We start from the raw sequence: 12,284 nt of genomic DNA, 5'->3' as shown, positions 1-12,284 counted from the left end.
TCAGTTTAAAGCAAGTTGAGTGCATAACTCACGGTATAAATATATAATTATTAATTAGTTTGCGCTATTTTATAAATAAAATCAGTTAAGTTTAATCCTATTTTTTCTATAATAATTTGTGATTTTGAATTAGGGTTTTTACATACAAAAATAGGAGGGTTATAATCTAAATTACGCTTATCCAATGTGTAGCAAACCTTATTATAATACCCAATTATTAAATAATTATTAAACGTTTTTGGGCTATGTTTGAACCAACAACTGATTAAGGGAGTATTTGCATTTTTAAGATTATTTGTTTCTTTTTCACCCTCTGAAATACTGTATATTATTTTATTATAGATTTTTAAGCCATTAGATTCTGTTGTGTAGAAATAACGAAATATGTCAGGAAGATTATAATGAATTTCTTTCTCTGTTTTTAAAAGTTTTTTTTAGTTATAGGAGGGAATAAAGTAATTTTCATATCTTTTTTATTTCTTTTTACAATTTCATTAGGCTAAAGTTCTTATTAAAAAAACAACCCAAGTATTTAATACTTGGGTTGACATCGCTTAAGGGGAAAAAAGCGATTTTTTTGGTTTAAAGAAGCCCCTTCACAAACTTCAAAAAACCTAGTCGCCCCCGACTAGAAAGTTTTCTTTTTAATACAAAAGAAAAGCCCCGCTTTCAAATTTTCAAATTCCTTGACTTAACAACATAGATAGTATTAGTTTTAAATAGAGTTATTTAGTCTTTAAGAATCAGTTTTTTGTTTTTAGTCTCTTGTTGCTTTAATTATTGTTTTTCTACTATTGCTACTAATTTTTATAGGGAATCACTATAAATTACCTATATTTGAAATGTTACACGGTGTAAATATAATCACAATTTTGTGATTTACAAATGTTTTAGTCACAAAATTGTGATTTTTTTTAAAAAAAACAAGAAAGTTGTTTTTAACTTGCTACTAATTAATGAACGGTTCAGATTTAAAAGTATTAAGAAAGAAATTTGGTTTATCTCAAGAAGAATTAGGAGAACTAGTTGGTTTGAGTAAAAATACAATTTATAATTATGAGAATAGTGGGGTTGTACCCAAATCTAAAATCCCAATTTTAGAAAAGGTATTCAAAGAATATGATAGAAAACCCAGCTCTGAAACTAAAAACCTTTCTGAGAAAGATGCTTTAGATGTTATAGAGAAAATTCTCCTGCATGAAGATGAACTAATGAAGTATGAAAATTTTTATTTATGGGTCAAATCTCTAAGAACAGATGAGAGAAATAAGACTTTAAAAGAAGTTCTTAAAAATAGATTGGACAGTATAGATTAATTTTCTTTCTATAGTAATTTATATCCAAATTGTTTAAGTTTTTTGAAATCGTCATTATTTAAACTTAAAAACTCCATAATTTGATTACTATTTTCTTCTAACTCTATTATACTACTACTAATATTGTTTTTGATTAATTTAATCTTTTTTAAATTGTCTATTTCGTGTAGGTAAACATCTAATTCAGAAATAGAAATATTTTGTGTATTAACTAGCTCTTGTAAAAGATTTAAAGCAGCAATTTTATCAATCGTGTTATTCTCTATTAGTGTTCTAATTTCTTTAGCTTTTTCAATTTTAATATCCATTTCAATTTATTTATTCTGTTTTTGTTAAAATATCTTTTTTTAATAAATCAATCGTTTCATTAACATCTTGTTTAAATTTCTCATTTTCTAATTGTCTTTTGGTCTTTATTAGATTGAACCTGTAAATAATGTATAACATTAATAAAAAACCAATAGTAGTTCCAATGGCATAAGTTTGTAGGTAATAATCATCAAATCTTATGTTTGGTCTGAAAATCCATATAAACTGTATTGTATAAATATAAACAGGGATAATATATGCAGTTTTAAACGGTCTAAATGCAGATGCTATTATTAAGAGGATAGGGGATAATGTTTGACTCAAAACCCAAATAAAAGTTGAAGTTTTTCCAAATCCGAATTTATTTTCTAACTCAAAAGGAAAAACCTTGTCTGTAAACAAAATTAATCCAGACAAGGCTACTAAAAAGCTACCAATTATACTAATTGCTGCCTTGTGATCCTGGTCTTTCAATGTCCTTTCTATCGACGTTATAAACTTCCAGACTTTCATTGTTTAATTCTTCTAGTTCTTTAGACTCATCAGTACAACTAGTTAATAAAAATGTAGAAAATACTACTGCTAAAATTAAAGTTACTTTTTTCATAATTACTCTATTTAAAATTAATACTAGAGTAAATATAATAATCAATAATTTGTAGCTTAAACTAGCTAATACTAATAGTTAAATTAAATTGGATACTAGAATCATACTAGAAATAAATCAAGAAAAAGGAATTCTTAGAGTAAATTGATAAGTGTGCCATATTTTAACTGATTTATTTCGGGGGATAATTCTAAGTATCATTATAATACTTATCAACGCTAATATATATAAAATCTTAATTTATAGTACCTTTTTGTAAAAAAAAGTATTTTGAATGGCAAAAAGTAATTCGTTCCTCACTTCTTTTATATATGGTTTCCTAAAAAGTAAGTAAAATTGTTTTTATCTTTAAGGGATGCTTATAGTTGAAGAAAAGGTGCAATTTTATTTTAGAGAAAAGAAAAAAACTTAACACTATACTTACCCTTAAAAACAAAACCCACTGAATATCAATAGGTTTTATTTTTAAATGTGACCCAGAGAGGACTCGAACCCCCAACCCTCAGAGCCGAAATCTGATGTTCTATCCAGTTGAACTACTGAGTCTATAAATTTTGTTAAGCTAATTTAGCTTTAACAATTGCTGAAATAGTTTTTCCATCTGCTTGTCCAGCCAATTGTTTAGATACAATTCCCATTACTTTACCCATATCCTTCATACCATCTGCTCCAACATCTGCAATAGTTTTCTCTACAATATTTCCAATTTCTTCTTCGCTTAAAGCTTCAGGTAAAAATTGTTCTAAAACAACTGCTTCAGCCAATTCAGGTTCTGCTAAATCATTACGTCCTTGTTCTGTAAATACAGCTGCACTATCTTTACGTTGTTTTACTTGTTTTTGAATAATCTTTAATTCTTCCGCTTCAGACAATTCTCCTGCTCCTGCTTCAGTATTTGCCAACATAAATGCTGATTTCAATGCTCTTAAAGCTGTTAAAGCTACCGTATCTTTAGACTTCATAGCTTCTTTCATTTTATCCATTACCTGTTTTTGCAAACTCATAATTTTATGTTTTTAAAGTATTAAAAAATCCCGATAAATCGGGATTTAAAAATAAGTGTTATTCTTTTATTAATCTACATTATCGTGTAAAAACGAATTGTTAGAGCGTAATAAATCGTTGTTATCTGTATTTAATGCTGTATCTGACTTACTAATATCAGAACCTGCTTCAATATCTACTCCTAATCTTTTATAAGCTGGTTGACGCTCAATCTCGTCTATGTTTTTACTAACCTGATCGTTAAACTTGTAGTTAAAACCTTTCATTTTTTCACGTCTTTCTTGTGCTCTTTTTTGCAATTCAGAAATTGTTAAGTCTAACGGAGAAACTTCTTCGCTTGAAGTGTTTATGTCATTAATTTCTTCTTGCGTTTTAGATTTTACCTCAAATTGTAATTCTTCCTCTATCTCTTCCTTAATTGTTGGAGTAGAACTTTTACCAATTGTTGGTTGTGCACTAAAATCATCTAGTACATAACGTTTTTCAACTTTATGATACTTTACTTCTTCGGCTTTTACTTCAATATTTTTAATCTCGCTAGTTGTTTCAACTAAATGAGAAGCTGGTTTTATTTCTTCGTAAGAGTTTAATGGTAAATCAAACAACAAATCTTGCTGAGTTGGTTGCTCTTTTACTTCTCTTTCTTCTACTTTTGGTTCAGCTATATTTGTAATAATAAAATCGTCTTCAGAAACTGTTTCTATTTCAATCTCATCATATACTACATCAATATTTTTTATTGCTTCTGTTGTAGGAATAATCTCTGATTTAGGCTCAGGCTTTTCTTCCTCTAAAACATGAACAACTTTATTTGATGGTATACTTTTTATAGGCTCATCAATTGCTGGAGATGTTTGTATATTCTGATCTCCAAAGTTATAGGTTGCCTTTTGCTCATCTTCTAAAGTATGAACTATTTTTTTTACCTCTGTATTAGTAATATTCCCTTGCTGATCAGCAGCGAAACCCGTAGCTACAACTGTTACTGCTATTCCATCTTCTAATGATTCATCTTCTCCAATACCCATAATAATATTGGCATCATAACCTGCTTCATCTTGGATGTAGTCATTAATTTCACCTATTTCATCTAAAGTAACTTCATTACCTCCAGAAACGATTAATAGCAATACATTTTTAGCTCCTGTAATTTTATTATCGTTCAACAATGGTGAATCTAATGCCTTTACAATAGCATTTTTAGCTCTGTTTGCTCCTGTTTCTTTTGCAGAACCCATAATTGCTGTACCACTATTTGATAATACCGTTTTTGCATCATGTAAATCGATATTTTGTTTGTAGTGATGTGTAATTACCTCTGCTATACCTTTTGCCGCTGTTGCTAATACTTCATCAGCTTTAGAGAATCCTGCTTTAAACCCTAAGTTACCATAAACTTCGCGCAGTTTATTATTATTGATAACAATTAATGAGTCTACATTATTACGTAGCTCATCAATTCCTTTTTGAGCTTGTTTTGAGCGCATTCTTCCTTCAAATTGAAATGGCATAGTAACGATCCCTACCGTTAAAATGTCCATATCTTTAGCAATTTTAGCAATGATTGGAGCTGCTCCTGTACCGGTACCTCCTCCCATACCTGCGGTAATAAATACCATTTTGGTATGTGTACTCAACATTTGTTGAATTTCCTGCATACTTTCAGCCGCTGCTTGTGCTCCAATTTCTGGATTAGCACCTGCACCTAACCCAGAAGTTAAGTGTGCTCCTAATTGAACTTTATTAGGTATAGGACTGTTTTCTAATGCTTGTGCGTCTGTATTACAAATTACGAAATCTACTCCGTGAATTTGTTTACTATACATGTGGTTTACTGCGTTGCTTCCTCCCCCACCAACACCAATTACTTTAATGGCATTCGATTGTGTTTTTGGCATGTCGAATGAAATGTTATCAAATTCTGCGCTCATAATAACTTTTCTTTTTTATTAATTCTTATTCAATTTTACACTCCTTTTTAGGGGATTAATCAGGAGTATTCTTATATATACTAATTACTCTGCGTTATCTAAAAATTCTTTGAATCGTTCAGTAAACTTATCAAAAAACGATTTAGATTTTTTCGCTTTGTGTTCCTTCTCTTCTTGGATTTCTTCTGCTATTTCTTTTTCCTCTTCAATAGCTTCTTCTACTAACGCCTCTGGCGCTTCTTCTACAACTACTTTTTCTTCTACTTCTTTTTGTAAACCTTCCATTAATAACCCTACAGCAGTTGCAAATGCAGGACTTGACAATGCTTCATCAGAGTCTCCTGCTAGGTGTTCATTTGGATACCCAATACGAACGTCCATTCCAGTAATATATTCTACTAACTGGCGTAAATGTTTTAATTGAGCTCCACCTCCTGTTAGTACAATACCTGCAATTAATTTTCCTTTTTGAGTTTCATGCCCATAGTTCTTAATTTCTAGGTACACATGTTCAATAATTTCTTGAACTCTCGCATGAATTATTTTTGATAAATTTTTAAGCGTAATTTCTTTAGGTTCTCTTCCTCTTAACCCTGGAATTGAAACTATTTCCGTTTCTTTATTTTCTCCAGGCCATGCTGAACCGAACTTAATTTTTAATAACTCTGCTTGTTTTTCTATTATTGAACAGCCTTCTTTAATATCTTCAGTAATTACATTACCTCCAAAAGGAATGACTGCTGTATGACGAATAATTCCGTCTTTAAATATTGCTAAATCTGTTGTTCCACCACCTATATCAATCAATGCTACACCTGCTTCTTTTTCTTCTTGACTTAACACTGCTGATGCAGATGCTAAAGGTTCAAGGGTAATATCAGAAAGGTTTAACCCTGCACTTTTAATACATCTGCCTACATTTCGGATAGAAGATACTTGACCAACTACTACGTGAAAGTTAGCTTCTAATCTTCCACCATACATTCCAATAGGTTCTTTTATATCTGGTTGGCTATCTACTTTAAATTCTTGTGGTAATACATGAATAATTTCTTCACCAGGTAGCATAACCAATTTATGCACCTGACTTACTAAATTTTCTATATCTGTTGCATCTATTACCTCCTCTGACTTTTCTCTTGTTATATAGTCACTATGGTGAAGGCTGCGTATGTGTTGACCAGCAATACCTACTACAACATTCTCTATCTTATATCCTGAAATACTTTCTGCCTCTTCAGCTGCTTGCTGAATAGACTGAATAGTTTGCGTAATGTTATTAACTACCCCACGCTTTACACCTAAACTTTTCGCTTTACCAATACCTAAAACTTCAAGCTTACCGTATTCGTTTTTACGACCAATCATGGCAACAATCTTGGTTGTACCAATATCTAAACCAACTGCAATTTTATTGTTTTCCATCTTGATTTTGTTTTGTGCACACAACTTGGTTGTGGTATTTTACATTTATCGCTTTATAGTTATTAATGGTTTTGTCTTTAAATGCTTTGTTATAAAATGCTGTTAGCTTTTTAAACTTCATTGAAGCATCTGTTAACTCTCCAAAAATTATCTTATAATCACCACTACGAACTGTAAATATGTATTCGTTTTGGGCGTCTCTTTGAATAGCAATAATTTCTTTAGCGAAAAAACTATTACTATTTATGGTCTTTATTAACGTTGTTAATTCTTTGATTTCTTCTGGCTCCCTTACTCCTAAAACTAATGGTACTCTTGCTGAAAAATTTGTTGATAACGGAATTTCTACACCATACTTATCAACATAAAAAGATTTATCTTTATCAACAATTCGAGCTATCGGTGTTCGTTGTTTTATAGTAGTTTTTAACACCCCATCTACGGTTAAAAACACAGCTGTTTTTTCAACATACGGGTTCGCCGAAACATTAGCCTCTAGAAAGTGTAAATCTACCAATCTTTTTGGTTGGTTTTTAACAAATTCATTATTTTGTATTAACAATTTATCAACCATACTGTGTGTCAAAAAGTTATTGTCTCCAGCAGCAAACTCTACCACCGTGTTTTTTACCTTTTTTGCTCCATTTCTATTGGTTGTAAAACCATATAAAAACACCAAAAACATCAACAGCAAGAAAAAAGACAGATATGTTGCTAATTTTTTCATTCTATTTTTTGTGTTTTTCCTCTAATTTATTTTTTACTTCATCAACTAATAAACCAATATCTCCTGCACCTAACATTGCCACTATTTTTGACTCTGACTTTATGATTTCGTTGCTTAATTTTTCCTTCGACACTAACTTTTTAGTATCAATGGTTATTTTTTCTAATAGCCAATTAGAAGTAACTCCTTTTATTGGCAATTCTCTAGCTGGATAAATATCTAACAATAGCACTTCGTCGAACAATGATAATGCTTCTGCAAAATCACCTACAAAATCTCTAGTCCTGCTAAATAAGTGTGGTTGAAATACAGCCAAAACTTTTTCTTTTGGATACATTTCTCTAACAGACTGCGCTACTGCTTTTATTTCAGTAGGATGATGTGCATAATCATCAATCAACACAACGTCTTCAGTTTTTATTTTATAAGAAAATCTACGCTGTACCCCTTTAAAAGTTCCTAACTGTTTTTTAATTTTTTCTAATGACACTCCATATACATCTGCAATAGCTAGTGCTGCTAAAGCATTCATCATGTTATGATTTCCTGGTAAATGAAATGCTATATTTTTAATTTCTGATGTTGGTGTTTTTACATCAAAAACATATTTACCTACTTCTATTTTTACATTATAGGCTTTATAATCCGCTGCTTCTTCTACAGCATAAGTTAACCCTTCTAATGGTAATCCTTTTGCTACAATCAAAGTATCAGAAACTTTACCTGCAAAATCTCTAAATGATTGCTGTAACAATTCATTTTCTCCATAGATATCTAAATGATCTGCATCCATAGAGGTTACACAAGCTATATTTGGTGATAATTTTAAAAACGAACGATCAAACTCATCAGCTTCAACAACTGAAACTTCATCACCTCCTAAAATTAAATTAGAATTATAATTTTCTGCAATTCCTCCTAAAAACGAAGTAGCTTTTTCAGGTTGCATAATGTGCCCTAAAATTGAAGAGGTTGTTGTTTTTCCATGTGTTCCCGCTACAGCCAAACAAAAAGTATTCTTAGTAATTTCTCCTAATACTTCTGCTCTTTTTAAGACTGTGTATCCGTTATCTTTAAAATAATTTAATTGTAAATGATTTTTAGGAACTGCTGGTGTATACACCACCAATGTTTTTTCTTTATTTAAAAATGAAATTGGAATATTTTTTACAGCATCTTCAAAATGAACTTCTATTCCTATTTCTTCTAAACTTTTAGTGATAGGTGTTGGTGTTTTATCGTAGCCTGCTACTACTTTTCCATTGACAGAAAAATAACGAGCTATAGCACTCATTCCTATTCCACCAATACCAATAAAATAAACGTTATGTATCGTTTTTAAATTCACTAACTGATTAATTTTTCTATTTCGTTAACGATATTACTTGTTGCATTTGGTAACGCTAACTCATTAATGTTTTCACTTAAACTTTCTTGTTTCCCTTTATCTTTTAACAAAGTTTCTAATACCACTGGGAAGGTATCAAGTTCACTTTCTTTCACTACTAAGGCTCCATGTTTATCTGCAATAGACTTAGCATTTTTTGTTTGATGATCTTCTGCCACATTTGGTGACGGTATAAAAATAGTCGGCTTACCTACTATACATAATTCTGACACTGAACTTGCTCCTGCTCTTGACACAATAAAGTCAGCAGCAGCATAGGCTAAATCCATCCTGTTCAAAAACTGATGTACTTGAACATTTTCTAGTTCATCATATTTCTTATACTCTTCAAAGTATAACTTACCGCATTGCCATATTAATTGAACTCCTTGTTTTTTAAAGAAGTCTAAATTGGCTTCCACTAACTGATTAATCTTACGAGCACCTAGACTTCCACCTAGTACTAAAATTGTTTTTTTAGATGTATCTAATTCAAAAAACTCTTTCCCTTCCTCTATTTTAGTATGAATAAATAGTAAATCTTGACGGACTGGATTTCCAGTTTTTATAATTTTTTCTTCAGAGAAAAAACGCTCTAAATTATCGTATGCTACACATATTTTTTGCGCTTTTTTACCTAACAATCTATTGGTTATTCCTGGATACGAATTTTGTTCTTGAATTAAGGTTGGAATTCCTTTCTTATTAGCAACCATTAATGTTGGTCCACTTGCAAAACCTCCAGTACCTACAGCTACATCTGGTTTAAATTTTCGTATAATTCTATATGCTTTCCATAAACTACTTAATAGTTTAAAAGGAAATATTAAGTTCTTTAAAGTTAGTTTTCTTTGGATTCCTGAAATCCACAATCCTTTGATTTCATATCCAGCTTGCGGTACTTTTTCCATTTCCATTTTATCTTTTGCTCCTACGAACAAAATGTTAGCTTCTGGGTAACGAACTTTTATTTCGTTAGCAATTGCTATTGCAGGATAAATATGACCTCCTGTACCTCCACCGCTTATTATGATATTAATCGATTGTTTCATGTAAAATATCTAAAGGGTTATCATCTAAAATTGTTTCTTCAGTTTCGTTTTTAGAAGCACTTACACTTAAAATCATTCCTAATGCGAAACATGTCATCCAAATAGAGGTACCTCCACTACTTATTAGCGGGAGTGTTTGTCCTGTTACTGGTAAAATATTCACTGCTACTGCCATGTTAATCATTGCTTGAAAAACAATAGGAATTCCCACACCTACAACCAACAAGGTTGCAAATATGGTAGTAGCTTTTTTGGCGGTTATTAAAATTCTGAAAAGCAATAAGAAATAAATGAATATTACCACTATTGCTCCTGCAAAACCATATTCTTCAACAATAATTGCATAAATAAAATCGGATGAGGATTGTGGTAAAAAATTTTTCTGCACACTTTTTCCTGGTCCTTTCCCAACTACTCCTCCTGTTGCTATTGCAATTTTAGCTTTTTCTACTTGATAATCTTCTTCACCATCTGGCTGAGAAAAACTTTCAATTCTACTTTTCCATGTATTTACACGGTTAGGCATTGCATCTGGAAATGCCTTAGCTACTAAGATGAAAAATAGAAAAGCAAAAAGTCCCATTCCTAATATATATCCTATATATTTTAAAGGGTATCCTCCAATGAACGACACCATTAAAATCATAAAGAATACCATAGCTGTGGTTGAAAAGTTTGCTGGTAATATCAATACCAATACCAAACCTACTGGAAGCCACAATTGCAATAAACTTTCTTTAAAAGAAATTACCTTTTCTTTATTTTTTGCTAAGTAACGTGCTACATATACCATCAACACCAAACCTGCCAATGTGGAAGTTTGAAATCCGATACCTACAAACGGAATACGAATCCATCTACTTGCATTGGCTCCTCCAATAGTAGTTCCTTGTGCCAAGGTAAAAACCAACAATAAAACAACAACAGGTAGCATTAAAACAGAGCCTCCACTGAAATATCTGTATGGAATTTTATGCACTCCATAAATTACCGCAAACCCAGTAATCAACAATACAATATGCTTTACCAAATGCCCTAAGGTAGAACCGTTACCAACTACATACACCAAATTGGTACTTGCACTATATATCGGCATAAATGAAAATATTGCCAACACTGCAACTATAGCCCAAATGGCTCGGTCTCCTTTTATATGTCGAAAGATGTTTTTCATCAATCTTTAATGTGCATTATATATTTCTTACAGCTTCTTTAAACTTTCTTCCTCTATCTTCATAGCTTTCAAATAAATCGAAACTAGCACATGCTGGTGACAACAATACTGTATCTCCTTTTTGCGCTACTTTATAAGCTACTTTTACTGCTTCTTCTGCTCCAGCAGTTTCCACCATCACATCTACTACATTTGCAAAAGTGTCTATGATTTTTTGATTATCTAATCCTAAACAAACTATTGCTTTTACTTTTTCTCTTACTAAAGGTAATAAATCTGTATAATCATTTCCTTTATCAACTCCTCCCACAATCCAAACTGTTGGGTTATCCATGCATTCTAATGCGTAAAAAGCTGCATTTACATTCGTAGCTTTACTATCGTTAATGAATTCAATTCCATTTACTTTTTGCACTTTTTCTAAACGGTGCTCTACACCTTCAAAATCAGATAAACTTTCTGCAATTGTTTCTTTTCTTACTTTCAACAACCTTGCAGCCATCGATGTAGCCATTGCATTTTTAGTGTTGTGTTTTCCTTGTAATGTTAGCTCAGAAACCTTCATTAATTTTTCTTCTGTATTAAATTTCATTATTATCGTGTCTTGTCTTAAAAAAGCCCCGTACTCTAATTCTTTTTCTACTGAAAATGGCACTAGCGTTGCTTCTGTTTTGTTATTTTTTAGCCAAGTTTGAATTGCTTCGTCATCGGCGTCGTATATTAAAAAATCATCTTTTGTTTGATTTTTTGTTATTCTGAATTTCGAGTTTATATAGTTATCAAATTCATACTCATATCGATCTAAATGATCTGGTGTTATATTGGTAATTACAGCAATATGTGGTTTAAACTTTTCGATTCCATCTAACTGAAAACTACTCAATTCCAGCACATATTCGTCGTACTTATCATCAACTACTTGTTCAGCGAAGCTATCCCCTATATTTCCTCCAACTCCTACATTTAAGCCTGCTTTTTTTAATACATAATGTATTAACATGGTTGTAGTTGTTTTTCCGTTTGATCCTGTAACTCCTACGATAGTTGCATTGGTAAATTCCGAAGCAAATTCAATTTCAGAAATTACTTTAATTCCTTTTGAAACTAACTTTTGCACAAGTGCAACTTTTTCTGGAATTCCAGGACTTTTCATCACCACGTCAGCATTTAAAATTTTATCTTCTGTATGCTGATTTTCTTCAAAATCGATTGAATTATGTAAAAGAACTTTTTTATACCGTTCTGCTATACTTCCTTTATCTGAAACAAAAACTTCATATCCTTTTTGTTTTCCTAAAAGCGCTGTTCCTACACCACTTTCTCCTCCACCAAGCACAACTAATCTTTTCAT

Annotated in this window: 12 protein-coding genes, 1 tRNA gene and 1 pseudogene; 1 reads left to right on the top strand and 13 read right to left on the bottom strand. The window is 31.4% G+C overall.

Annotated elements, in window-relative coordinates:
- Nucleotides 1-50: 50 nt before the first annotated feature.
- Nucleotides 51-416, bottom strand: a pseudogene (locus tag LCI24_RS17050) (SMI1/KNR4 family protein); the annotation flags it as partial.
- Between the two features lie 540 nt (nucleotides 417-956).
- Here LCI24_RS17050 and LCI24_RS06185 point away from each other — a divergent pair.
- The gene (locus LCI24_RS06185; RefSeq protein WP_121145951.1) at nucleotides 957-1,316 is read left to right on the top strand and encodes a helix-turn-helix domain-containing protein; all 360 of its coding nucleotides are present in this window, start codon (nucleotides 957-959) and stop codon (nucleotides 1,314-1,316) included.
- An 8-nt stretch (nucleotides 1,317-1,324) separates the two neighbouring features.
- Here LCI24_RS06185 and LCI24_RS06180 read toward each other — a convergent pair whose 3' ends face one another.
- The 12 genes from LCI24_RS06180 to murD all read right to left on the bottom strand — a co-directional run bounded on the left by LCI24_RS06180 (nucleotide 1,325) and on the right by murD (nucleotide 12,284).
- A complete protein-coding gene (locus tag LCI24_RS06180) occupies nucleotides 1,325-1,624 on the bottom strand; it encodes a hypothetical protein (RefSeq protein ID WP_121145949.1) in 300 nt (99 codons plus the stop codon).
- A 10-nt stretch (nucleotides 1,625-1,634) separates the two neighbouring features.
- Nucleotides 1,635-2,099 carry a hypothetical protein gene (locus tag LCI24_RS06175; protein ID WP_274639592.1) on the bottom strand — a complete coding sequence of 155 codons (465 nt, stop codon included), beginning with the start codon at nucleotides 2,097-2,099 and terminating at the stop codon, nucleotides 1,635-1,637.
- Nucleotides 2,068-2,232, bottom strand: a complete 165-nt coding sequence (locus tag LCI24_RS06170) for a hypothetical protein (protein ID WP_274633996.1) — start codon at nucleotides 2,230-2,232, stop codon at nucleotides 2,068-2,070. Before LCI24_RS06170 ends, LCI24_RS06175 begins: the two co-directional genes overlap by 32 nt.
- A 472-nt stretch (nucleotides 2,233-2,704) precedes the next feature.
- Nucleotides 2,705-2,778: transfer RNA gene (locus LCI24_RS06165), tRNA-Arg, on the bottom strand.
- A gap of 11 nt (nucleotides 2,779-2,789) precedes the next feature.
- The gene (locus tag LCI24_RS06160; RefSeq protein ID WP_274639591.1) at nucleotides 2,790-3,236 is read right to left on the bottom strand and encodes a GatB/YqeY domain-containing protein; all 447 of its coding nucleotides are present in this window, start codon (nucleotides 3,234-3,236) and stop codon (nucleotides 2,790-2,792) included.
- Between the two features lie 69 nt (nucleotides 3,237-3,305).
- A complete protein-coding gene (gene ftsZ / locus LCI24_RS06155; protein WP_274639590.1) occupies nucleotides 3,306-5,168 on the bottom strand; it encodes a cell division protein FtsZ in 1,863 nt (620 codons plus the stop codon).
- Nucleotides 5,169-5,252: 84 nt separating this feature from the next.
- On the bottom strand, nucleotides 5,253-6,593 hold the full coding sequence (ftsA, locus tag LCI24_RS06150; RefSeq protein ID WP_121147772.1) for a cell division protein FtsA: 1,341 nt from the start codon (nucleotides 6,591-6,593) through the stop codon (nucleotides 5,253-5,255).
- Entirely contained in the window at nucleotides 6,580-7,320 is a 741-nt protein-coding gene (locus LCI24_RS06145; RefSeq protein WP_274639589.1) for a cell division protein FtsQ/DivIB, read from the bottom strand. Before LCI24_RS06145 ends, ftsA begins: the two co-directional genes overlap by 14 nt.
- A 1-nt stretch (nucleotide 7,321) precedes the next feature.
- A complete protein-coding gene (gene murC, locus LCI24_RS06140) occupies nucleotides 7,322-8,668 on the bottom strand; it encodes a UDP-N-acetylmuramate--L-alanine ligase (RefSeq protein WP_274639588.1) in 1,347 nt (448 codons plus the stop codon).
- Nucleotides 8,668-9,759 carry an undecaprenyldiphospho-muramoylpentapeptide beta-N-acetylglucosaminyltransferase gene (gene murG, locus LCI24_RS06135; protein ID WP_274639587.1) on the bottom strand — a complete coding sequence of 364 codons (1,092 nt, stop codon included), beginning with the start codon at nucleotides 9,757-9,759 and terminating at the stop codon, nucleotides 8,668-8,670. The genes murC and murG overlap by 1 nt, the downstream gene beginning before the upstream one ends.
- Nucleotides 9,743-10,933, bottom strand: a complete 1,191-nt coding sequence (locus LCI24_RS06130; RefSeq protein ID WP_274639586.1) for an FtsW/RodA/SpoVE family cell cycle protein — start codon at nucleotides 10,931-10,933, stop codon at nucleotides 9,743-9,745. The genes murG and LCI24_RS06130 overlap by 17 nt, the downstream gene beginning before the upstream one ends.
- A 16-nt stretch (nucleotides 10,934-10,949) precedes the next feature.
- Nucleotides 10,950-12,284 (bottom strand): UDP-N-acetylmuramoyl-L-alanine--D-glutamate ligase, encoded by a 1,335-nt coding sequence (murD, locus tag LCI24_RS06125; RefSeq protein WP_274639585.1) that lies wholly within the window; start codon nucleotides 12,282-12,284, stop codon nucleotides 10,950-10,952.

The organism is Tenacibaculum larymnensis, from assembly GCF_028829235.1.
Taxonomy (GTDB): domain Bacteria; phylum Bacteroidota; class Bacteroidia; order Flavobacteriales; family Flavobacteriaceae; genus Polaribacter; species Polaribacter larymnensis.
The sequence above is the reverse complement of the archived record's forward strand: the minus strand, read 5'-3'. Positions and strand labels throughout refer to the sequence as shown.